We start from the raw sequence: 22,117 nt of genomic DNA on the forward strand, positions 1-22,117 counted from the left end.
GGTCCGCACGGACCGGCCCCTTCACCATGCCTGCCCGGGCTACGAGCAGGTCCTGCCGTCCTCCGGGACCTTCCCGTCGAGGAAGTACGCGTCCACGGTCGAGGTCACGCAGGAGTTCTGGCCGTAGGCACCGTGCCCCTCGCCCTTGTTGGTGAGCAGCACGCCCACGCCCCTGCCCAGCGCGTCCGCCATCCGCCGGGCGCCCTCGTACGGGGTCGCGGGGTCGCCGGTGTTGCCGACGACCAGCACCGGACCGGCGCCCGGGGCGCTCGTCTCCGGGTGCTCGCGCTCCCCGGCCACCGGCCACTGCGCGCACCACCCGGCGGTGTCCCACGCCAGGAACGGGCCGAACACCGGGGACAGCTTCCGGAACTCCGGCAGCAGTGCCCGCGCCTGGTCCGCGGTGGGCCGGAGCTTGCTGTCGGCGCAGGAGACCGCGCGCTGGGAGTGGCTCTCGGTGCTGTAGTGCCCCCGCGCGTCCCGGCCGTTGTACGAGTCGGCCAGGCGCAGCAGGGTGTCGCCGGTGCCGCGCTTCCCGGCCTCGTCGAGCGCCTGGGTCAGGACCGGCCAGCTGGACTTGGAGTAGAGCGGTGTGACGATACCGGTGATGGCCAGCGACTCGTTGAGCTCGCGGCCCGACGTGGTCGGCAGCGGGGCGCGGTCGATCCGCTCCAGCAGCCGTACGATGCGCCGGGTGCCCTCCTCCGGGTCCTGGCCGCTGTCCTTGAGGTAGTTGTCCAGGGCCCGCTGGAAGCCGGTCGCCTGGTTGCGGGCGTGCCCGACGGCGTCGGCGGTCGGGTCGACGACGGCGTCCAGGACGGTCCGCCCGACGTGCGAGGGGAAGAGGTGCGCGTAGGTGCCGCCGAGCTCGGTGCCGTACGAGATGCCGAAGTAGCTGAGCTTCCGGTCGCCGAGCACCTCGCGGACGAGGTCCATGTCCCGGGCGGCGTTCGACGTGCCGACGTACGGCAGGACCTTGCCGGAGCGGCGTGCGCAGCCGGCGCCGAAGTCGGCGCCGTACCGCATGAAGGCCGCCTCCTCCGCCGTGGTGTCGGGGGTCAGGTCGATGTTCTGGTTGTCGGCCTCCTGCTCCTTGTCGGTGCGGCAGCGCACCCCCTCGCTGCCCGCGACCCCGCGCGGGTCGAAGCCCACCAGGTCGTAGCGGGAGTTGAGGTTCGCGTACGAGGCGGCGGCGCGCGGCAGTATCGAGACGCCGGAGCCGCCGGGGCCGCCGAAGTCGAAGAGCATCGAGCCCAGGCGCCTGCCCCGGTCCGTGGCCTGCTTGCGGATCAGCGCGATCCCGATCGTCGCGCCGTCGGGCTTCGCGTAGTCCAGCGGCACCCGGACCGTCGCGCAGCGCCACTCGGAGCCGGGCGCGCTCTCACCGGGACGGGCCTCGCATCCCTTCCAGTCCGGCCGCTGGGAGGTGAGGGAGGCGGGGGGCCGGGGCGAACCCGGCTCCCCGGTGGGCGCGGCGGGCGAGGAGCCGGCCGGGGAGGCGCCCGCCCGGTCCGTTCCCTCGTCCGCCCCGCCGCCGCAGCCCGCGAGCAGCCCGGTCAGCAGAAGCGCGGCGGAGGCCAGCGCCCCGGCGCGTGCGTGTACGGCCACGTGTGCGTCCTCCCGATGTGCCTGCTCGGCGTTGGAGAGCAAGAGAGGCCGACCATGCTAGTGCCGGGAGCGGCACCAGGTCGTCGCGGACGGTTATTTGCAGACCGTGCCGGCCGACGGGACCTTGCCGTCGAGCAGGTAACCGCCCACGGCCTTCTGTACGCAGGCGTTGCCGCTGTTGTACGCGCCGTGCCCCTGGCCCTCGTACGTCATCGTCACGCCGACGCCCTTGCCGAGCGCGCCGGCCATCGCCTTGGCGCCCGCGTACGGGGTCGCCGGGTCGCCGGTGTTGCCGACGACCAGGATCGGGGCGGAGCCCGGGGCGCTGACGTCCGGGGTCTTCCAGGCGCCGGCCACCGGCCAGCCGGTGCAGGTCAGCAGGGACCAGCCCAGGTAGTTGCCGAAGACGTTCGAGGCGGAGCGGAACTCGGGGAGCTTGGCCTTGGTCTGGTCCGAGGTGAACCGCTGCTTGGAGTCGGCGCAGTTGATCGCGGTGTTCGCGGCCATCGAGTTGTCGTAACGGCCGTTCTCGGAGCGGCCGTTCAGGGAGTCGGCGAGGGCCAGGAGCAGTCCGCCGCTGCCGCCGTCGGCCTCGTCGATGCCCTGTTCCAGCAGTGGCCAGGTCTGCTTGGAGTAGAGGGCGGCGGCGATTCCGGTGGTGGCCAGGGTCTCCGTGAGATGGCGTCGGCCGAGTCCTTCGACCGGCTTCTTCTCCAGCCGGTCGAGCAGGCCGGAGATGTGCTGTTCGACCTCCTTGGAGGTGGCGCCGGGCAGCTTGCAGGCGTCGCCGCGGTCGACGCAGTCCTGGGTGAAGTTGTCGAGCGCGAGCTGGAAGCCCTTGGCCTGGCCGAGCGAGGCCTGCTCGATGTCCTGCGTGGGGTCGACCACCGCGTCGAGCACCGCCCGGCCGACGTTCTTCGGGAACAAGTGGGCGTAGACGCCGCCGAGTTCGGTGCCGTACGAGATGCCGAAGTAGTACAGCTTCTTGTCACCGAGCACCTGGCGCATCAGGTCCATGTCCCGGGCGGCGTCGGTGGTGCCGACGTGGGGGAGCTGCTTGCCGGAGTGCTGCTTGCAGGCCAACGCGTACGTCTTGGTGCTTTTGAGGAGGGTGTTCACCTCCTCGCTGGTGTCCGGGGTGCCGTCGATCTCGTAGCGGGCGTCGAGCTGCTGGTCGTTCTCGCACTTCACGCCCTCGCTGCGGCCGACGCCGCGCGGGTCGAAGCTGACCAGGTCGTAGCGGGCGCGGAGCTTCTCGTAGTCGGTGCCGAAGGCGGGCAGGGTGGCGACGCCGGAGGCGCCGGGGCCGCCGAAGTTGAAGAGGAGGGAGCCGATCCGCCGGTTCTTGTCCTTGGCGGCGGCCCGGATCAGCGCCAGCCGGATCGTGTCGCCGTCGGGCTTCGCGTAGTCGAGCGGCGCGTTCATGAACGTGCACTCCCAGGAGGTGCCGCCGGGCAGCGGGGACGGGGCCTTTCCGCCGCCCTGCGCCGCGGACGGGGCGGGGCAGGGCTTCCACGTCAGCTTCTGGGAGCCGAGGCCGCCGGTGTCGTCGGCCTCGGCGGCGTTCGCGGCGACCGGCGAGTTCCGGGCCCCGGCCGGGCCGCTCCCGTCGGAGCTCTTCGAGCAGGCGGTGAGGGGCAGGAACAGGGTGGCGGCGGCGGCCAGGGCGGCGGTGCGCAGGGCGGGGGAGGTCCTCATGCGCCCATGGTGCGGCGGAAGCCGGGGCCCTGCACGGGGCGGCCGTCCAAGCGGGTGGCGGGCGGCCGGGGCGTCGCCCGACCGGGCCCGGGGCCGCCCCGGGCCCGGGGGTGAGGGGGCGTCAGAGCTCGCCCCTGCGGGTCAGGTAGTTGAAGCAGAGCCAGCCGGGCAGCACCGGCAGCCACAGCGTCAGCAGGCGGTACAGCAGCACGGCGGGGGCCGCGACCTCCTTCGGCAGCCCGACCGCGATCAGACCCAGCATCAGCGCGCCCTCCACCGCGCCCATTCCGCCCGGGGTCGGCGCCGCCGAGCCGAGCGCGTTGCCCGCGAGGAAGACCACCGCGATGCTCGCGTAGCTCAGGTGCGGTACGTCCGGACCGCTGAACGCCCGCACCGAGGCGTCCAGGCACATCACGAACAGGCCGGTCAGCAGCAGCATTCCGCCGATGCCGGTCAGCAGCTTCTGCGGCCGCTGCACCACGTCGAGCATGCGCGGCACCACCCCGGCGAACAGCGACCGCACCCGGGTCACCACGAACTTCCGCAGGAACGGGACGGCCGTCACCACGAGCACCAGCACGGCGACCGTCAGCAGCCCGGCGATGACCGTCCTGGACGGGGTGAGCGAGGACGGGGTCTTCTCGGTGCCGGTCAGATAGCCGAAGGCGGCCAGCAGCAGGATGTGGCAGCCGAGACCGAACAGCTGCGAGGCACCGACGCTCGCCACGGCGAGCCCGGGGCGCACCCCGGCGCGTTGCAGGAAGCGGGTGTTCAGCGCGACCCCGCCGACCGCGGCCGGGGTGACGATCTTCACGAAGGACCCGGCGACCTGCGCCAGCACCGTCTTCCCGAACGACATCCGTTCCGGTACGAAGCCCAGCAGGCTCATCGCCGCCGCCACGTAGCTCAGCGCGGAGAAGCCGACCGCCGCCGCCACCCAGCCCCACTCCGCCTGCTCGGCCACCGCACCGAAGTCGGGCTTGGTGATCTGCGAGATGAGGAAGTACGCGGCGATCGCCCCGGCGATGCAGCTGACCAGGGTGCGCGGCTTGATCCGCTCGAGGCGCACCGGTTCGACCGGGGCCTGCGGGCGGATCAGCAGCACCTGGCGCCGCATCTGGGTGAGCAGGTCCTCCTCGCGGGCCTCTTCGAGGGCGTCGTCCAGGGCGCGCTTGTCGGCCTGCTTCTGATTGCGCAGCTCCCTGCGGCCGGCCCGGCGGTCGGCGTTCTCCGCCGCACCGTCCGGGGTCTCGGCGGACCGGGTCGCGTGCTCCTGCGCACGGGCCCGCTTCGCCGCGTCCGAGGCCGCCAGCACCGCCTCGCGCTCCCGCTGCGAACGCTCCCGGGCCAGCCGCCGCAGGGCCGCCCGGGTGGAGCGGCTCAGCGCGATCGGCTGGAGCAGCGGCAGGCAGTCCGCGACGGTGTCGGGGCCGAGCACCTCCAGCGCTCCGGCGACGGCCCGTTCCGCACCCACCCGCAGACCGGTCGTGGTGAGCAGCTGGGCGACGTCCATCCGCAGGAGCAGATCACCGGCCGCGATCTCGCCGCCGCGCAGATCGGTGACGAAGACCGTGCCGGAACGATCCACCAGGATGGCGTCACCCGTGAGCCCGCGGTGCGCGATCCGGCGCGACTGGAGCGCCTTCACCTGCCGCCAGGCCCCGTGCAGCAGCTCGTCGGTGATCTCCGTGTCCTCCAGGGCGTCCAGGGAACGGCCGCCGATGTGCTCGTACACCAGCATCACGGCGTCCGGCCCGAGCTCGGAGGTGGCGATCAGCTTGGGCGCGTTGGCCCCGGCGGCGATCGCCGCGTAGGCGAGCAGCGCCTCCTGCTCCAGTGCCTGGCGCAGCGACTGGATGGAGCGGCGCTCGGTGATGCCGCGGAGGGTCAGGCGGCGCCACACCCGGTAGAAGAAGCCCTGGGCCTGCTGTTCGCGGTCGACCACCGTCACGTCCAGCGGCGGCCCGTCCTCCAGGGAGACCAGATAGCGGCGCCCCCGGTCGCTCTGGTCGCCCGCGTCGGGCGCCTCGTCGGCGCGCATCGCGCTGACCGGGCGGAAGCCGACATGGCGCAGACCGGCCATCAGGTGCTGGCCGGTCGGCCGTACGTTCGGCGAGCCGACCGCGTACAGCGTGCCGTACGCCACGGTCCAGCCGATCAGCACGGTGAGGATGATCGAGAACGGGGTGGTGTAGCCGCCGACCAGCATCGCGAAGGCGTCGAGCAGCAGCACCACCCACAGCACCACCCGCCAGCGCGGCCGTCTCGCCATGCCGACGGCCGTCATGTACGCGATCACCGGGGCGAGATAGCCGTGCACGGGATCGCTGAGCGCGTCCCCCGGCTGCGGCTGGGTCAGGGCGTCCTGGATGGTGCCGGGGGCCGACTGGGCGACCCAGAGGTCGGCGGCGAGCGTCACGCCGTGGGCCAGCACGGCGGCGAGCACCCCGTCGGCGATCCGCAGCCCGTCGCGTTTGATCAGCCGTTCGATGGCGAAGACGACCGGGACGAGCAGGACCGCGATGCTGGAGACCAGGCCCGCCATCTTGATCAGGAGGTCGGGCGCCTGCCCGGTGCCCTTGGTGATGTCCTGTTCGAGGCCGGTGGTCGTGCCGTGGGCGAACGCGGCGAACGCGAACAGCACCGCGATCGCCAGGACCCCGATGAGGAGCCGCATGAGATCGGAGGGGCGGTGCACCCGGGCAGGGAGCAGCGGCTCGTCCCCCGAGACGCGCTCGGCCTGCTCCTCGGCGACGGACGAGAGCGTCGACCCGGCCGCACCGGAGGTACCGGGGGTGCCGGACGGGATCACGTCCGGGGTGTTCGGTCGCGGCTCGGCATCAGGGGCGTCCGCCGCCTTCGGTGGCTGCACGCCCTGCTCCTTCGTCGCCTCTGAATGGTCTTCGTGATGGTCTTCGTGTTCTCGTATCACCGGTCACCGTCCGCACGATGGTGGCACGGTCCGGGGGCGGAGCGCGGGGCCAGGGGGCACCGCACCGACGCGCGAAGCGCAAGATACGCCCCTTCGCCGCCGCCCGCACACCTGATGACCCGACGCCACACGGACCGGTCCGCGATGTCGGTGGCGTACGGCAGGATGGGGCGGATGAGCCAACAGCCAACGGGCGGCGAGGGGCCGGTCCACGAACTGCCGGAGTACGCGGAGCGCGTGCTCGACGCCGTCGAGCTGGTCCCGCCCGGCCGCGTCATGACCTACGGGGACGTCGCCGAGTGGCTCGGCGAGGGCGGCCCGCGCCAGGTCGGCCGGGTCATGGCGCTGTACGGGGCCGCGGTGCCCTGGTGGCGCGTGGTGCGCTCGGACGGGGCGTTGCTGCCCGGCCACGAGCTGCGGGCGCTGGACCACTACCGCGCGGAGGGCACACCGCTGCGCGAGGCCCCGCGCGGTGCGGAGGGCCACCTGCCGCGCCTCGACATGAGACGGGCACGGTGGGACGGCGTCACCGCGGGCGGTGGCGCGGACCGGGACGAGGGCCGAGGTGCTCACACCTGACAGCTTCCGCCATCCGGCGGCGTGGCGGGCGGCGCCGGGGCCGTACGACGTGCCCGGTATGCCGGAACGTGACCTGGGACGTGACCAGGGAGGTGACGGGGAACGTGACGAGGGACGCAGCGCGGGCGGCCCGTACCGCGCCGTCACTGGCGTAGCTTCGTAGGTTCGCGGCGCACGCCGCGTCCCCGGCATCCCGGGCGTCCCCGGCGCCTCGGGCACCCTTGGTACCCCGGGCGTCCCCCGCGCCCCGGAGACCCGTCGCACCTCCCGAACCCTCCGCACGTACACCCACCAGGACCGGCGATCCACGTGAGTTCCTCCTCCTCCACCCGGCACAGTCCGCACCGCCCGGCACGGCGGCGGACCGCGGCCGCGTACCGGCTGGTGCGCACCCCGCCGGGCTCCGTGGACCCTCCTGTTCTGGACGCGGCACAGCGCGCGGTGGTTGATCACCCCGGCGGCCCGCTGCTGGTGCTCGCCGGGCCCGGCACGGGCAAGACGACCACGCTCGTCGAGGCGGTCGCGGCACGCGTCGCCCGGGGCGCCGATCCGGCCCGTGTCCTGGTGCTCACCTTCAGCCGCAAGGCCGCCGTCGAGCTGCGCGACCGGATGGCCGCCCGCCTCGGCGCCGCCCGCGGCCCGCAGGCGACGACGTTCCACTCCTTCTGCTACGCCCTGGTCCGCGCGCACCAGGACGCCGATCTCTTCGCCGAACCGATGCGGCTGCTCTCCGGGCCGGAGCAGGACGTCACCGTCCGTGAGCTGCTCGCGGGCCAGATCGAGCTGGAGCGGGACGGCTTCGCGCACATCCGCTGGCCCGACGAGCTGCGGGCCTGCCTGACCACGCGCGGCTTCGCCGACGAGGTGCGCGCGGTGCTGGCCCGCAGCCGCGAGCTGGGCCTGGGGCCGGACGCACTGGCCGCCTTCGCCCGCCGCACCGGCCGGCCGGACTGGGGCGCCGCCGCCCAGTTCCTCGCCGAGTACCTGGACGTGCTGGACGCGCAGGGGGTGCTGGACTACGCGGAGCTGGTGCACCGGGCCGTGCTGCTCGCGGAGCGCCCGGAGGTGTCGGCGCTGCTGGCCGGGCAGTACGACGCGGTCTTCGTGGACGAGTACCAGGACACCGACCCGGCGCAGGTGCGGCTGCTGCACGCGCTGGCCGGGAACCGGGGGAGCGCCCCGGGGGCCGGGGGCGGCCGGGACCTGATCGCGTTCGGCGACCCGGACCAGTCGATCTACGCGTTCCGGGGCGCCGATGTGAACGGCATCCTGGACTTCCCCGAGACCTTCCGGCGGGCGGACGGCGCCCCGGCCCCGGTCGGCGTGCTCACCACCTCGCGGCGTTCGGCCGGCGGGCTGCTGGCCGCCACCCGGCTGCTCACCCGCCGGATGCCGCTGGCCCGGCTGCCCGCGGAGAAGGTCCGCGCCCACCGCGAGCTGGCCGCGGTCCGCGAGGGCGGCGGCGTGGAGGTGTACACGTACCCGACCGCCTCCACCGAGCTGGACAACATCGCCGACCTGCTGCGCCGGGCCCATCTGGAGGACGGTGTTCCGTGGAAGGAGATGGCCGTGCTGGTGCGGGCCGGGGGCCGCACGATCCCCTCGCTGCGCCGGGCCCTGACCGCGGCGGGCGTCCCCCTGGAGGTCGACGGCGACGACCTCCCGCTGCGCCACGAACCGGCGGTGGCTCCGCTGCTCACCGCCCTGCGCGCCGTGGCCACGGCGGCCATGCGCCGGAGTGCGCCGGGCGCGGAGGCCCCGGGCGCCGGGACCCCGGACAGGGCGGAGACGCCGGACGCGGAGGCATCGGCCGCTGAATCGCCGGCTGCGGAGACCTCGGACGCGGAGACGCCGGGTGTCGAGGCCCCGGGTGTCGAGGCCCCGGATATGGCCGCTGAGACCTGGGACACCGAGACGCCGGAGGCGGGGGCATCGGCCGCTGGGACCCTGGGCGCCAGGACGCCGGACGCAGAGACCTCGGACGCAGGGGCCTCGGACGTCGAGACCTCGAACACGGCCGCGGAGGCTCCGGCCGCCGAGACGCCGGACGCGGCGACCTCGGACGCAGAGACCTCGGACGCGGAGACCCCGGAAGCGGCGGCGGAAGCGGCGGACGGAACGGAGACGGAGACGGAGACGGCGGCCGCAGACATGGCCGCGTCCTCCTGGCTGGACACCGAGACCGCGCTGACCCTGCTCGGCTCCCCACTCGGTGCCATGGACGCGGCCGACCTGCGCCGCCTCGGCCGGGCCCTGCGCGACGAGGAGCGCGCCGCCGGCGTCCGCGTCCCCGCGCCCTCCGGCGACCTGCTGGCACGGGCGCTCGCCGAGCCCGAACGGCTCGTCACGCACGATCCGGCGTACGCCCGCGGCGCCCAGCGCCTCGGCGCGCTCCTGCGCAAGGCGCGCGAGCTCCTCGAAGGCGGCGGCACCGCGGAGGAGGCCCTGTGGGCCCTGTGGTCCGGCACCCCGTGGCCGGGCAGGCTGGAGCGCGCCGCCCTGCGCGGCGGGGCGGGCGGCCGCAACGCCGACCGCGACCTCGACGCCGTCTGCGCCCTCTTCGACACCGCGGCCCGCGCCGAGGAGCGCACCGGCGGGCGCGGCGCGCTCAACTTCCTGGAGGAGGTCGACGCCCAGGACATCGCCGCCGACACCCTCTCCCGGCGCCTGGTGCGCCCCGACGCCGTACGGCTGATGACCGCCCACCGTTCCAAGGGCCTGGAATGGTCCCTGGTGGTCGTCGCGGGCGTACAGGAAGGGCTCTGGCCGGACCTGCGCCGCCGCGGCTCGCTGCTGGAGGCGGACCGGATCGGCCGCGACGGCCTGGCCGAACCGCTCACCCCCGGCGCCCTCCTCGCCGAGGAGCGCCGGCTCTTCTACGTCGCGGCGACCCGGGCCCGTGAACGGCTCGTCGTCACCGCGGTGAAGGCCCCCGCCGACGACGGCGACCAGCCCTCCCGCTTCCTCACCGAGCTGGGCACCGAACCCCGCGACGTCACCGGCCGTCCGCGCCGCCCGCTCGCCGTCGCCGCGCTCGTCGCCGAGCTCCGCGAGACCACCGTCGACCCCACCGCCTCCGACGCCCTGCGTGAAGAGGCCGCCCGCCGCCTCGCCCGGCTCGCCGCGCTCACCGACGACGACGGCCAGCCGCTCGTCCCAGCCGCCCACCCCTACCGCTGGTGGGGCCTGTACGAGCCGACCCGCTCCGCCGTCCCGCTCCGCGACCGGGACCGGCCCGTGGCCCTCTCCGGCAGCGCGCTGGAGCAGCTCGCGAACACCTGCGCGCTCCAGTGGTTCCTCGGCCGCGAGGTCAAGGCGGACGCCCCGGCGACGGCCGCCCAGGGCTTCGGCAACGTCGTCCACGTACTGGCCGACGAGGTGGCCTCCGGGCGCACCCCCGCAGACCTCGCCGTCCTGATGGAGCGGCTGGACTCGGTCTGGGACGGGCTCGTCTTCGACGCCCCCTGGAAGTCCGGCCAGGAGAAGGAGCAGGCCCGGGCCGCCCTCGAACGCTTCCTGCGCTGGCACGTCATGGACCGTGCCGGACGCACCGCCGTCGCCAGCGAGCACGACTTCGACGTGACGCTGGAGGCGGGGGAGTACGAGGTCCGCATCCGGGGCTCCATGGACCGCGTCGAGCAGGACGCCGAGGGCCGGGCGTACGTCGTCGACTTCAAGACCGGCAAGCAGTCCCCGACCAGGGACGAGGTCGCCCGCCACCCCCAGCTCGCCGTCTACCAGCTGGCCGTCCGGGAGGGCGCGGTCGACGGGGTCTTCGACGGCCGCCGCCCCGAGCCCGGCGGCGCCGAGCTCGTACAGCTGCGCCAGCCCGCCCCGAAGAAGGAGGGCGGCGAGACCCTGCCCAAGGTGCAGGCGCAGGAACCCCTCGCCGGGGAGTGGGTGCCCGAACTGCTGGCCACCGCCGCCGGCCGGGTCCTGGACGAACGCTTCACCCCCACGGCCGGCCAGCACTGCACGCACTGCGCCTTCCGGGCGTCGTGCAGCGCGCAGCCCGAGGGCCGGCACATCCTGGAGTGAGCGCGGGGCGGGACGGAGCACGGCCGGTTGTCGGTGCGTCCGGTTAGCCTTTCTGAGGTGTCCCCGCGTATCACCGATCCCGAGCAGCTCAAGGAGCTCCTGGGAATCCCGTTCACCCCGGAGCAGACGGCCTGCATCACCGCGCCGCCCGCCCCGCAGGTGATCGTGGCCGGAGCCGGTTCCGGGAAGACCACGGTCATGGCGGCCCGTGTGGTGTGGCTGGTGGGCACCGGCCAGGTCGCCCCCGAGCAGGTCCTGGGGCTCACGTTCACCAACAAGGCGGCCGCCGAGCTCGCCGAGCGCGTCCGCAAGGCCCTGATCGCCGCCGGGGTCACCGACCCGGACGCCATCGACCCGGACAACCCCCCGGGCGAGCCCAGCATCTCCACGTACCACGCCTTCGCCGGCCGGCTCCTCACCGAGCACGGGCTGCGCATCGGGCTCGAACCCACCACCCGCCTCCTCGCCGACGCCACCCGCTACCAGCTCGCCGCCCGCGTGCTGCGCGAGGCCCCCGGCCCGTACCCCGCCCTGACCAGGTCGTTCCCCACCCTCGTCAGCGATCTGCTGGCCCTCGACGCCGAGCTCGCCGAGCACCTCGTACGCCCCGAACAGCTCGCGCAGTACGACACCGGCCTCCTGAACACGCTCGCGTCGGCCCGGCTCAGCAACGCCGAGCTGCGCAGAATCCCCGAGACCGCCGAGGCACGCCGCGAACTGCTCCAGCTGACCCGGCGCTACCGCGACGCCAAGAAGAGCCGCGACCTCCTCGACTTCGGCGACCAGATCGCGCTCTCCGCCGAGCTGGCCCTCACCCGCCCCGAGGTCGGCACGATCCTGCGCGACGAATTCCGCGTCGTGCTGCTCGACGAGTACCAGGACACCTCCGTCGCCCAGCGCCTGCTGCTCTCCGCCCTCTTCGGCAGCGGCCCCGCGGGCCGGACGGGGCACGCCGTCACCGCGGTCGGCGACCCCTGCCAGGCGATCTACGGCTGGCGCGGCGCCTCCGTCGCCAACCTCGACGACTTCCCGCACCACTTCCCGCACGCCGACGGCACCCCCGCCACCCGCCGCTCCCTCAGCGAGAACCGCCGCAGCGGCGGCCGCCTCCTGCACCTCGCCAACGGCCTCGCCGCACCGCTGCGCGCCATGCACGAAGGCGTCGAGGCCCTGCGCCCCGCCCCCGGCGCCGAGCGCGACGGCACCGTCCGCTGCGCCCTGCTGCCCACCCACGCGGAGGAGATCGACTGGCTCGCCGACTCCATCGCCCACCTCGTGCGGACCGGCAAGGAGCCCGGCGAGATCGCCGTCCTGTGCCGCACCGCGGGGGACTTCCCCCGGATCCAGGCCGCCCTGGTGGCCCGGGACGTCCCGGTCGAGGTCGTCGGGCTGTCCGGGCTGCTGCACCTGCCCGAGGTCGCCGACCTCGTCGCGGTCTGCGAGGTCCTCCAGGACCCCGGCGCCAACGCCTCCCTGGTCCGGCTGCTCACCGGCCCCCGCTGGCGGATCGGCCCCCGCGACCTGGCCCTGCTCGGCCGCCGCGCCCGGCTCCTCGTGCACCGCGCGGCCCATGCAGACGACGGGGACCCCGACCTCGACCGGCGCCTCGCCGAGGCCGTCGAGGGCGTGGACCCGGCCGAGGTGATCTCGCTCGCCGACGCGCTGGACACCTTCCTGGAAGCGGGCGGCGAGGCGGACGACGGCCTTCCGTTCTCCGCCGAGGCCCGGGTCCGCTTCGCCCGGCTCGCCGCCGAGCTGCGCGAGCTGCGCCGCGCGCTGGGCGATCCGCTGATGGACGTGCTGCACCGGGTGCTCGCCGCCACCGGCCTGGAGGTCGAGCTGTCCGCGTCCCCGCAGGCGCTGGCCGCCCGCCGCCGGGAGACCCTCGCCAACTTCCTCGATGTCGCGGCCCGCTTCTCCGCCGTCGAGGGCGATGCCACCCTCCTCGCCTTCCTCGGCTTCCTGCGCACCGCCGTCCAGTACGAGAAGGGCCTGGACAACGCCCTGCCCGGCGGAGAGAACACCGTCAAGGTGCTCACCGCCCACAAGTCCAAGGGCCTGGAGTGGGACGTCGTCGCCGTGCCCGGCCTGGTCGGCGGCCAGTTCCCCAGCGGCCAGTCCCGCGACGCCTGGACGGCCCAGGCCCAGGTCCTCCCGCACGCCCTGCGCGGCGACCGGGCGACCCTCCCCGACGTCCACACCTTCGACGCCAAGGGCCTCAAGGCGTTCAAGGAGGAGATGAAGGAGCACCAGCACACCGAGGAGCTCCGCCTGGGGTACGTCACCTTCACCCGGCCCCGCAGCCTGCTGCTGGGCTCCGGCCACTGGTGGGGCCCGTCCCAGAAGAAGCCGCGCGGCCCGTCCGTCTTCCTGCACGCCCTGTACGAGCACTGCGCGGCCGGACACGGCGAGATCGAGGTCTGGGCCGACGAACCGGCCGAGGACGCGGAGAACCCGGTGCTCGGCTCGGAGACCGCCGACCTGGCGTGGCCGCTGCCCCTGGACGACGCCGCGCTGACCCGCCGGAGGGCCGCCGCGGACGCGGTGATGGGCCACCTGGAGGCCCTGTCGGCCGCGGAGCCGTACGACGAGGGGCGTGCCTCCGTCCCCGTCCCTGTCCCTGTCCCGGTCCCGGCCCCGTTCTCGGACGACGAGGCTCCGCTCCCCGGGTTCCCCGAGGCACCCGGGTTCCCCGAGGCACCCGGGTTCCCCGAGTTCCCCGACGACGAGGTGCCGTTCCCGGACGACGGGGCCCCGTTCCCGGACGACGAGCGGTACGCCGACGACTGGGACGCCCTGCCGACGCAGCCCCCGCCTCCCTCCGCCCGCACCCCGCACGTCCCCGCGGCCCGGACGCCCGAGCCCGCCCCCGGCGGCCCCCGTCCCGCCGGAGCGCACCGCCTCACCCCCGAGGAGGCCCGCACCCTCGCCTCCTGGGACCGCGACCTCGACGCCCTCGCCGGGGAGCTGCGCCGCGCCCGCGCCACCGTGCGCGACGTGCTCGTACCCGCCTCGCTCTCCGCCACCCAGCTGCTGCGCCTCGCCGACGACCCCGACGGCTTCGCCCAGGAGCTGGCCCGCCCCATGCCGAGGCCGCCGCAGCCCGCCGCGCGCCGGGGTACCCGCTTCCACGCCTGGGTGGAGTCCCGCTTCGAGGAGCTGCCGCTGCCCATGCTCGGCCCCGACGAGCTGCCCGGCGGGGAGGAGACCGACGCCGAGATCGCCGACGAACGCGACCTCGCCGCGCTCAAGGAGGCCTTCGAGCGCACCCCGTACGCCCGCCGCACCCCGTACCGCGTCGAGACGCCGTTCCAGATCACCCTGGCCGGCCGGGTGGTCCGGGGCCGCATCGACGCCGTCTACCGCACCGGGGACACGTACGAGATCGTCGACTGGAAGACCACCCGCGCCAACACCGCCGACCCCCTCCAGCTCGCGATCTACCGCCTGGCCTGGGCCGAGCTGCACGGGCTGCCGCTCACCGACGTCACCGCCACGTTCCTCTACGTACGCACCGGCGAGACCGCCCGCCCCACCCGCCTCCCGGGCCGGGCCGAGCTGGAACGCATCCTGCTCGACGAGCCACCCCCGCGCGGCTGACCGCCGCCCCGCGCGGCCGGATCAGGACCGGCCGGTCAGGACCGGTCGATCAGGAGCTGCTCGCGCGCGGTCGCGAAGAGCCGCCGCTGCGCGGCGAGGTCGCCGGTGGTGGCGGCGGTGTCGAGGAGCAGCTGGTAGACCCGGCCCGCCGCGCCCGGGACGAACACCTCGACGCGCTTGCGGGCCTGGCTCTGGCCCGCCCAGTGGTAGTCGATCTCCAGCCAGAGGGCCGCGCGGCCATTCTGCCGGGTGGTGTGGCGGACGGCCCTGAGGCCGGCCATCGACGACTTCGCGGTGTCGCGGTACCAGGCGAGCTGCCCGTCGGCCGCCGCCGGGGCGGTCGCTCCGTAGGACGTGTCCCGTTTCACGCTCATGTCATGGGCACCGTCCGGGGAGGCCCAGTTGCTCTGGATGCCGTTCCGCCTCGTCCGGGTCCAGCCGTCCGGTACGGCGAAAGAGACCGTGAGACCGGCCTCCCGGACCCGGTGCCAGCCCCCGGGCACAGCCGGGGGCGGGGACGGCCGAGGTTCTGGTGAGCCCTGTGACTCGGGCGACTCCTGTGATTCCGGTGACTCCTGTGATGACCCAGGCGACTGCGACGCCGCCGCCGGGGCGTCCGCGTGGCCGGCGACGCCCCGGTTGACCGGGGAGCCGCCGACGAGCGGAATTCCGAACACTGCCAGCAGCAGACCGGCCACCGCCGTGATCGCCGAGACCCAGGCAGCCGCCTCCCCGCCCCGTCGCCGCGGCGGCGTCCCCCCACCCGAACCGCTCAACCCGCTCTCCCCCTTCGCTGCCGGGCTCCGTCCCCCGGAACCGTTCAGCGGGGCCATTCAACTGGATGAGGGCCCCCGCCGACAGCCGTACGGCCGGTACGGACCGAGGGCCCGGGGCGCCGTGCGGGGCACGGACCCCGTCGGGGGAGGGACTAGGCTCAAGGCCATGAGCGACACCCCGGACAGCGCCGTCCGTACGTACACCGAGCAGCACCGCACAGCCTTCCTCGACGACCTCGCCGCCTGGCTGCGCATCCCGTCCGTATCCGCCCAGCCGGTCCACGACGGGGACGTACGACGCAGCGCCGAGTGGCTGTCCGCCAAGCTCACGGAGACCGGCTTCCCGGTCGCGGAGATCTGGGAGACGCCCGGCGCCCCCGCGGTCTTCGCCGAGTGGCCCGCCGAGGACCCCGATGCCCCGACCGTCCTGGTCTACGGCCACCACGACGTGCAGCCCGCCGCCCGCGAGGACGGCTGGGACACCGAGCCGTTCGAGCCGGTGATCCGCGACGGCCGGATGTACGGGCGGGGCGCCGCCGACGACAAGGGGCAGGTGTTCTTCCACACCCTCGGCGTCCGGGCCCACCTCGCCGCCACCGGCCGCACCACCCCCGCCGTCAACCTCAAGCTCCTGATCGAGGGCGAGGAGGAGTCCGGCTCGCCGCACTTCCGCGCCCTGGTCGAGGAGCGGGCCGCCCGCCTCGCCGCCGACGCCGTGATCGTCTCCGACACGGGCATGTGGAACGAGACGACCCCCACGGTCTGCACCGGCATGCGCGGCCTCGCCGAGTGCCAGATCGAGCTGTACGGTCCCGAGCAGGACATCCACTCCGGCTCGTTCGGCGGCGCGGTCCCCAACCCGGCGACCGCCCTCGCCCGGCTCGTCGCCGCACTCCACGACGAGGACGGCCGGGTCGCGATCCCCGGCTTCTACGACGGGGTGTCCGAACTCACCGACACCGAGCGCGCGCTCTTCGCCGAGCTGCCCTTCGACGAGGCGGCCTGGCTGCACACCGCCAAGTCCCGCGCCGCGTCCGGCGAGGCCGGCTACTCCACGCTGGAGCGCGTCTGGGCCCGCCCCACCGCCGAGGTCAACGGCATCGGCGGCGGCTACCAGGGCGACGGCAGCAAGACGATCATCCCGTCCTCCGCCCTGGTGAAGATCAGCTTCCGGCTGGTCGCGGGCCAGGACCCCGACCACGTCCAGCAGACCGTCCGGGCCTGGGCCGAGTCCCTGGTGCCGGCCGGTGTCGGGCACCGGATCACCTTCGCCCCGGCCACCCGCCCCTGCCTGACCCCGCTGGACCACCCCGCGCTCCAGGCCGTGGCCCGCGCCATGGGCCGGGCCTTCGGCCAGAAGATCCTCTTCACCCGCGAAGGAGGCTCGGGGCCCGCCGCCGACCTCCAGGACGTGCTCGGCGCACCCGTCCTCTTCCTGGGCATCTCCGTACCGTCCGACGGCTGGCACGCCCCCAACGAGAAGGTCGAGATCGATCTCCTCCTGAAGGGCGTGGAGACGACCGCGTACCTGTGGGGCGAACTGGCCGCCGCACTCCGCTGAATCCTGAACACCCGATTCCACCCCGGGGGAGTAGGAAGCACCTGTGAGCACCTTCGACAACGCCGCCGCGGTCCGGCCCATCGGCCTGACCGCGCCCAGCGGCATCGACCGCGCCGCCCATCACCGCCTCGACGAGGCCTGGCTGTCCGCCGCGTGGAGCCACCCGACCACCCGCGTGTTCGTCGTCTCCGGCGGCCAGGTGCTGATCGACGACACGGCCGACGGCGGCACGGAAATCGTCATGACCCCCGCCTTCGAGGCCCCGCTCACCGAGACCCACCGCTACTTCCTCGGCACCGACGAGGGCGGCGTCAGCTACTTCGCGCTCCAGAAGGACTCCCTGCCCGGCCGCATGGACCAGCCGGCCCGCCCGGCCGGCCTGCGCGAGGCGGGCCTGCTGCTCGGCCCGCGCGACGCGGGCCTGATGGTGCACGCGGTGGCCCTGGAGAACTGGCAGCGCCTGCACCGCTTCTGCTCCCGCTGCGGCGAGCGCACGGTCATCGCGGCGGCCGGTCACATCCGCCGCTGCCCGGCCTGCGGCGCCGAGCACTACCCGCGCACCGATCCCGCGGTGATCATGCTCGTGACGGACGAACAGGACCGCGCCCTGCTCGGCCGCCAGGTGCACTGGCCCGAGGGCCGCTTCTCCACGCTCGCGGGCTTCGTCGAGCCCGGCGAATCGATCGAGCAGTCGGTGGCACGCGAGGTCTTCGAGGAGGCCGGGGTCACGGTCGGCGAGGTTGAGTACATCGCCAGCCAGCCCTGGCCCTTCCCGTCCAGCCTGATGCTCGGCTTCATGGCCCGCGCCACCAGCTCCGAGATCAACGTGGACGGCGAGGAGATCGAGGAGGCCCGCTGGTTCTCCCGCGAGGAGCTGACCGCCGCCTTCGAGTCCGGCGAGGTCATGCCCCCGTTCGGCATCTCCATCGCGGCGCGGCTGATCGAGCTCTGGTACGGCAAGCCGCTCCCGAAGCCCGGCAGCCTCGGCTGACCTGCCCGAGGGCAGGTACGCCGACGCCCCCTCCGGCCGAGCACGGGCACCGGAAGGGGCGTGGGCGCACCACGGCGGCGCGGATCAGGCGGCGAGCGCCTGCTTCACCTGCGCCAGGGACGGGTTCGTCATGACGGCCTCGGCGCCGGTCGAACCGACCACCAGCACGGTCGGAACGGTCTGGTTGCCGCCGTTGGCCTTCTCCACGAAGGCGGCGGACTCCGGGTCCTGCTCGATGTTGATCTCGTCGTACGCGATGCCCTCGCGGTCCATCTGGCTCTTCAGCCGACGGCAGTAGCCGCACCACGTGGTGCTGTACATCGTCACAGTGCCCGGCATGTCTTCGCGCTCCTCTGTCTCAGCGGTCTTCCCGGACCTGCCCGCGGTCTTCCCGGGGCCGTCCGTCATGGCGTCGTCCGTCTCATCCGTCACACGGAGAAACCGGACCGTGCGTCACCGCACGGAAGGGGAACGTACACGGGGCGACCACCATTCCCGCCGCCCGCACGGACGCCCCGCGTCCCCTCCACGCCGCCTTCCCCGTTACCGGTATGACGAATGGGTCCCACCTGTGGACAACCATCCGCGTCCGTCTCCCCCGACCTGGCAGCATTGGCGGAGTGACAGCAGCAGCGCATTCCCCCCTCTTCCCCCAGGTCCCCGAGTCGGCCGACGCCGTGCTCGACGGCCTGGACCCCGAGCAGCGCGAGGTCGCCACGGCCCTGCACGGCCCGGTGTGCGTGCTGGCCGGAGCCGGTACGGGCAAGACGCGTGCGATCACCCATCGCATCGCGTACGGGGTGCGCGCCGGGATCCTCCAGCCGGCCAGCGTGCTTGCCGTCACCTTCACCAACCGGGCCGCCGGTGAGATGCGCGGACGGCTCCGCCAGCTGGGCGCGGGCGGCGTCCAGGCGCGCACGTTCCACTCCGCCGCCCTGCGCCAGCTCCAGTACTTCTGGCCGAAGGCGGTCGGCGGCGAGCTGCCCCGATTGCTGGAACGCAAGGTCCAGCTGGTCGCCGAGGCCGCGGCCCGCTGCCGCATCCGCCTCGACCGCAACGAGCTGCGGGACGTCACCAGCGAGATCGAATGGTCCAAGGTCACCCAGACCGTCCCCGCCGACTACCCGGCAGTGGTCGCCAAGACCCAGCGTGACGCCCCCCGTGACCCGGCCGAGATCGCCCAGATCTACGCCACGTACGAGGAGCTGAAGCGCGACCGCTCAGTGATCGACTTCGAGGACGTGCTGCTCCTCACGGTCGCCGTCCTCCAGGACCGCCACGACATCGCCGATCACGTCCGCCGCCAGTACCAGCACTTCGTCGTCGACGAGTACCAGGACGTCAGCCCGCTTCAGCAGCGGCTGCTCGACCTCTGGCTCGGCGACCGCGACAGCCTGTGCGTGGTCGGCGACGCCAGCCAGACGATCTACTCCTTCACCGGCGCCACCCCCGAGCACCTGCTGAACTTCCGTACCCGCCACCCCCACGCGACGGTGGTCAAGCTGGTCCGTGACTACCGCTCCACCCCTCAGGTCGTCCACCTGGCCAACGGGCTGCTCGGCCAGGCCCGCGGCCGCACCGCCGAGCACCGGCTCGAACTGGTCTCGCAGCGCGAGCCCGGCCCCGAGCCCGTCTACACGGAGTACGCGGACGAGCCCTCGGAGGCCGAGGGCACCGCCCGCCGCATCCGAGACCTGATCGCCGCGGGCGTCCCGGCCGGTGGGATCGCCGTGCTCTACCGGGTCAACTCCCAGTCCGAGGTCTACGAGCAGGCCCTGGCCGACGCGGGCGTGCCCTACCAGCTGCGGGGCGCGGAGCGCTTCTTCGAGCGGGCGGAGGTGCGGGAGGCGGGCGTCGCTCTGCGCGGCGCCGCCCGCGCCGGGGGAAACGACTCCCTGCTCGACGACGCGGAAGGGCTTCCCGCGGAAGTGCGTGCGGTGCTCTCCACGAAGGGCTGGACGTCGAAGCCCCCCGCGGGCTCCGGAGCCGTGCGCGACCGCTGGGAATCCCTGGCCGCCCTGGTCCGGCTCGCCGAGGACTTCGAACGGGCCAGGCCGGGCGCGACCCTCTCCGACCTGGTGGCGGAGCTCGACGAGCGGGCCGCCGCCCAGCACGCCCCCACCGTCCAGGGGGTCACCCTCGCCTCGCTCCACTCGGCCAAGGGCCTGGAGTGGGACGCGGTGTTCCTGGTCGGGCTGACCGAGGGCATGATGCCCATCGCGTACGCCAAGACCGACGAGCAGGTCGAGGAGGAGCGCCGCCTGCTCTACGTCGGCGTCACCCGGGCGCGCGTCCACCTCTCCCTGTCCTGGTCGCTCTCCCGCTCGCCCGGTGGCCGGGCCGGGCGACGCCCGAGCCGCTTCCTCAGCGGCCTGCGCCCCGGCACCGCCCCCCTCGGCGCCCGCGGTACGCGCGGCACGAGCGGCACGGGAGCGGGCGGCGGGATCGAACGGGGCCCCGGACGGACCACAGCCGAACGCGGCCGCCGCGGCCCTGCCCGGTGCCGGGTCTGTGGCAGGACCCTCACCGACGCCGGTGAGATGAAGCTGATGCGCTGCGAGGACTGCCCCTCCGACATGGACGAGGCGCTGTACGAGCGGCTGCGCGACTGGCGCGCTGTCAGGGCCCGGGAGATCGGCCAGCCCGCGTACTGCGTGTTCACGGACAAGACACTGATGGCGATCGCCGAGGCAGTGCCCGGCAGCTCGGGCGAACTGGCGGTGATCGCTGGTGTCGGCGCGCGGAAGCTGGGCCGGTTCGGAACCGCCGTTCTGGCCATTTGCGCAGGTGGGACGGTGGAGGAGGCGCTCGGGGAGGGCGCCGGCGAGCAGTGAGAAAAACTCGTCGAAAAAATAGTTTGCGCCCGCGCCAGTCATCACCATAGGTTCTTAACCACGGAAACAACGGCTTCTCGGAAGCCTTGGCTCTGTGCTGTACTTATCCGAATACGTAGGACCGGCTCGCCGGTCCGCTCGAGACGCCGAGAGGAGGCGATTGAAGTGATCAGCATCATCAAGACCAACAAAATGACCGATCTTTCGGTCGTCTCCGCCTGCTCGCTCGGCCTCGCCTGCTCTTCCGAGTCCTCGCTCCGTGGCACCGGTCTGTCCGGCATTCCTGCCGTCCGTCCGCTGTCCCCTGCGAGCCTCCCGGTGCAGGAGCGCAATGAGCGACCGGCTCTGGCACCGGCAGCAGCAGTAGCGAAGGGACAGGCCCAGGCCTATGCCTTTGCGGCCGTCGGTGCGGGAGCTGAAGCCGGCGCCAAGACGCAGATGAAGCAGCACCACACGATGTGGGCCTTCCGTGGGCCTGAACCCTGGAGTCATCCAGCCTGATCCACCATCAGGCCGGCGCCTTCAGGGCCGCGGAACCCCACTCGGGATCCGCGGCCCTTTTGTTTTGTCCCAACGGACGAGACAACACGAAGGGGCCTCGGGACACGTACCACCCGGTACCAGCCGCCACCCGGCCAACAGGCCGGAACGACCAGACGAGGACACCACCCACCGTGCAACTCGAAGCGCACGCCCCGTCCGTACCGCCTTCCGACACGATCCCGCCGCCCGGCCTCACGGAGGACTCCACCTTGCTTCCCCTCACCGCGCTCACCGCGCTCGACGACGCCATCGAGAACCTCGGCGTGCCCGTCCCGTGCCGCTCCTACGACCCGGAGGTCTTCTTCGCGGAGTCGCCCGCCGACGTCGAGTACGCCAAGTCCCTCTGCCGCACCTGCCCGCTCGTCGAGGCCTGCCTCGCGGGTGCCAAGGAGCGTCGCGAGCCGTGGGGCGTCTGGGGTGGTGAGCTCTTCATCCAGGGTGTTGTCGTCGCCCGGAAGCGGCCGCGTGGCCGTCCGCGCAAGAACCCGGTCGCGGCGTGATCGCCGGACTGGGGGTCACGGCCCCCAAACGCATCGGCACCATCGACCGTCCCCACACCCACGATCCCCGAAATCAGGCAGAAATGTCCGTCCCCACCCACGAGCCCGTCGGCTCCGCAACACCGAACGTCACGATCATCGGCGCGAACGACTCGCGTCAGAACAGGACCCGCGAAATGCAACTCATCCCAGAAGCCCTGGCCCGTGCCCATATGCATGAGCGCCTCCAGGAGGCCGACTCGCAGCGACAGGCAGTACGCCTGGTCAACGCGCGCCGGATGCAGCGCCGGGCCGAGCGCGCCTCGATGCGTGCCCGCCGGGCGCTGGCCATGGCGGTCATGCACTGAGGCAGGACCACCGGCCTTCCCCGCTGCCGGGCAGCCGCTCTCTGCCCGGCAGTGCTCGAACTATATTTTTTATTAACGTTTGGGCGGGGCGGGTCCTTAGGGAGTGTATC

General features: G+C 73.6%; 14 protein-coding genes. 9 read left to right on the forward strand and 5 right to left on the reverse strand.

The features are described 5' to 3' along the window. Positions 1-39: 39 nt before the first annotated feature. The 3 genes from ACFCV8_RS26540 to ACFCV8_RS26550 all read right to left on the reverse strand — a co-directional run bounded on the left by ACFCV8_RS26540 (position 40) and on the right by ACFCV8_RS26550 (position 6,178). Complete coding sequence (locus ACFCV8_RS26540) at positions 40-1,608, reverse strand: alpha/beta hydrolase (protein WP_376687959.1); 1,569 nt, start codon at positions 1,606-1,608, stop codon at positions 40-42. 93 nt (positions 1,609-1,701) lie between these two features. Further along, a complete protein-coding gene (locus ACFCV8_RS26545) occupies positions 1,702-3,306 on the reverse strand; it encodes an alpha/beta hydrolase (protein ID WP_376687960.1) in 1,605 nt (534 codons plus the stop codon). Between the two features lie 121 nt (positions 3,307-3,427). Then, positions 3,428-6,178 carry a lysylphosphatidylglycerol synthase domain-containing protein gene (locus ACFCV8_RS26550; protein WP_376687961.1) on the reverse strand — a complete coding sequence of 917 codons (2,751 nt, stop codon included), beginning with the start codon at positions 6,176-6,178 and terminating at the stop codon, positions 3,428-3,430. A 234-nt stretch (positions 6,179-6,412) separates the two neighbouring features. Here ACFCV8_RS26550 and ACFCV8_RS26555 point away from each other — a divergent pair, with 234 nt between their 5' ends. The 3 genes from ACFCV8_RS26555 to ACFCV8_RS26565 all read left to right on the forward strand — a co-directional run bounded on the left by ACFCV8_RS26555 (position 6,413) and on the right by ACFCV8_RS26565 (position 14,455). Continuing rightward, positions 6,413-6,817: an MGMT family protein gene (locus ACFCV8_RS26555; RefSeq protein ID WP_376687962.1), complete on the forward strand. Its 405-nt coding sequence runs from the start codon at positions 6,413-6,415 to the stop codon at positions 6,815-6,817. 309 nt (positions 6,818-7,126) lie between these two features. Then, the gene (locus ACFCV8_RS26560) at positions 7,127-10,855 is read left to right on the forward strand and encodes an ATP-dependent helicase (protein WP_376687963.1); all 3,729 of its coding nucleotides are present in this window, start codon (positions 7,127-7,129) and stop codon (positions 10,853-10,855) included. Between the two features lie 57 nt (positions 10,856-10,912). Continuing rightward, a complete protein-coding gene (locus ACFCV8_RS26565) occupies positions 10,913-14,455 on the forward strand; it encodes a UvrD-helicase domain-containing protein (protein WP_376687964.1) in 3,543 nt (1,180 codons plus the stop codon). 35 nt (positions 14,456-14,490) lie between these two features. Here ACFCV8_RS26565 and ACFCV8_RS26570 read toward each other — a convergent pair whose 3' ends face one another. Continuing rightward, complete coding sequence (locus ACFCV8_RS26570; RefSeq protein WP_376687965.1) at positions 14,491-14,829, reverse strand: hypothetical protein; 339 nt, start codon at positions 14,827-14,829, stop codon at positions 14,491-14,493. A 568-nt stretch (positions 14,830-15,397) separates the two neighbouring features. Between ACFCV8_RS26570 and ACFCV8_RS26575 the strand changes: the two genes are divergently transcribed. Next, complete coding sequence (locus ACFCV8_RS26575) at positions 15,398-16,792, forward strand: dipeptidase (RefSeq protein WP_376687966.1); 1,395 nt, start codon at positions 15,398-15,400, stop codon at positions 16,790-16,792. A 43-nt stretch (positions 16,793-16,835) separates the two neighbouring features. After that, entirely contained in the window at positions 16,836-17,783 is a 948-nt protein-coding gene (gene nudC, locus ACFCV8_RS26580; protein WP_376687967.1) for an NAD(+) diphosphatase, read from the forward strand. 84 nt (positions 17,784-17,867) lie between these two features. On the opposite strand, the gene ACFCV8_RS26585 is transcribed toward nudC, so the two are convergent. Next, positions 17,868-18,122: a mycoredoxin gene (locus ACFCV8_RS26585; protein ID WP_376687968.1), complete on the reverse strand. Its 255-nt coding sequence runs from the start codon at positions 18,120-18,122 to the stop codon at positions 17,868-17,870. A gap of 281 nt (positions 18,123-18,403) precedes the next feature. On the opposite strand from ACFCV8_RS26585, the gene ACFCV8_RS26590 reads away from it, so the two are divergent. The 4 genes from ACFCV8_RS26590 (at position 18,404) to ACFCV8_RS26605 (ending at position 22,007) form a co-directional block, all read left to right on the forward strand. Continuing rightward, the gene (locus ACFCV8_RS26590) at positions 18,404-20,617 is read left to right on the forward strand and encodes an ATP-dependent DNA helicase UvrD2 (protein WP_376687969.1); all 2,214 of its coding nucleotides are present in this window, start codon (positions 18,404-18,406) and stop codon (positions 20,615-20,617) included. 165 nt (positions 20,618-20,782) lie between these two features. Next, on the forward strand, positions 20,783-21,118 hold the full coding sequence (locus tag ACFCV8_RS26595) for a hypothetical protein (protein ID WP_376687970.1): 336 nt from the start codon (positions 20,783-20,785) through the stop codon (positions 21,116-21,118). Between the two features lie 173 nt (positions 21,119-21,291). Continuing rightward, entirely contained in the window at positions 21,292-21,660 is a 369-nt protein-coding gene (locus tag ACFCV8_RS26600; protein WP_376687971.1) for a WhiB family transcriptional regulator, read from the forward strand. Further along, positions 21,657-22,007, forward strand: coding sequence for a hypothetical protein (locus tag ACFCV8_RS26605; RefSeq protein WP_376687972.1), 351 nt, complete (start codon positions 21,657-21,659; stop codon positions 22,005-22,007). The genes ACFCV8_RS26600 and ACFCV8_RS26605 overlap by 4 nt, the downstream gene beginning before the upstream one ends. Positions 22,008-22,117: the final 110 nt, after the last annotated feature.

Source organism: Streptomyces sp. NPDC056347 (genome assembly GCF_042262625.1).
In the GTDB taxonomy this organism is placed as follows: domain Bacteria; phylum Actinomycetota; class Actinomycetes; order Streptomycetales; family Streptomycetaceae; genus Streptomyces.

Excerpts from the sequence above, each read along its gene's own strand:
- ACFCV8_RS26545 (WP_376687960.1), bottom strand. The coding sequence starts at position 3,306 with ATGAGGACCTCCCCCGCCCTGCGCACCGCCGCCCTGGCCGCCGCCGCC.
- ACFCV8_RS26575 (WP_376687966.1), top strand. The coding sequence starts at position 15,398 with ATGAGCGACACCCCGGACAGCGCCGTCCGTACGTACACCGAGCAGCAC.
- ACFCV8_RS26570 (WP_376687965.1), bottom strand. The coding sequence starts at position 14,829 with ATGAGCGTGAAACGGGACACGTCCTACGGAGCGACCGCCCCGGCGGCG.
- ACFCV8_RS26585 (WP_376687968.1), bottom strand. The coding sequence starts at position 18,122 with ATGCCGGGCACTGTGACGATGTACAGCACCACGTGGTGCGGCTACTGC.
- ACFCV8_RS26555 (WP_376687962.1), top strand. The coding sequence starts at position 6,413 with ATGAGCCAACAGCCAACGGGCGGCGAGGGGCCGGTCCACGAACTGCCG.